The organism is Citricoccus sp. CH26A, from assembly GCF_000224415.1.
Taxonomy (GTDB): Bacteria; Actinomycetota; Actinomycetes; order Actinomycetales; family Micrococcaceae; genus Citricoccus.
Genome location: NZ_AFXQ01000061.1, coordinates 1 through 640, shown reverse-complemented (window position 1 = coordinate 640; position 640 = coordinate 1). Strand labels below are relative to the sequence as shown.

1 pseudogene is annotated in these 640 nt (G+C 68.4%); it reads right to left on the bottom strand.

The features are described 5' to 3' along the window. Positions 1-3 precede the first annotated feature (3 nt). Positions 4-640: pseudogene (locus tag CITRI_RS20380) on the bottom strand (transposase); the annotation flags it as partial.

Sequence of the window (640 nt, the reverse complement as noted above, 5' to 3'; positions counted from 1 at the left end):
AGACTAGGGCGTGTCTCCTAATGCCTTGAGCCAGATGGTGATGGCGCCCAGGACGACCCCGCCGCGGTAGGTCAGGGCGAGCTTGTCGTACTCGGTGGCCAAGCCCCGCCACTGCTTGAACACGTTGAAGGAGCGCTCCACGACGTTGCGCTGCTTGTACGCCTCGGTGTCGTAGCCGACCGGCCGGCCGCCCTTGGCGCCGCGGCGGGTCCGGGCCCGGCCTCTGCCGGTGCGCGGGACGTGCAGGGCGGCCAGCAGGTGTTCGAACATCGGGGCGTCCCCACCCTGGCCCGGACCGAGCAGCATCACCAGCGGCCGCATGTTCCCGTCGCACAGGTGGTGGATCTTCGTTGACAGCCCGCCGCGGGAGCGACCGATCGCGTGATCAGGCGGCTCCTGGAACTGTTTCGTGTAATTCGCCAGGTCCCCCTGTGGCCCGGGGGAGGTTCGTGGCGGGCTGGTGGGCGCGGTTGATGATCGAGTCGATCGAGACCTCCCAGTCGATCAACCCGGCCGCGTCCGCGGTCCCAAGCAGTGTGGTGAGGATGGCGTCCCAGGTCCCGTGGGTACTGAACCGGCGATGGCTTTTCCACACGGTCTGCCAGGGCCCGAAGCACGATGGCAGGTCCCGCCAGGCGAT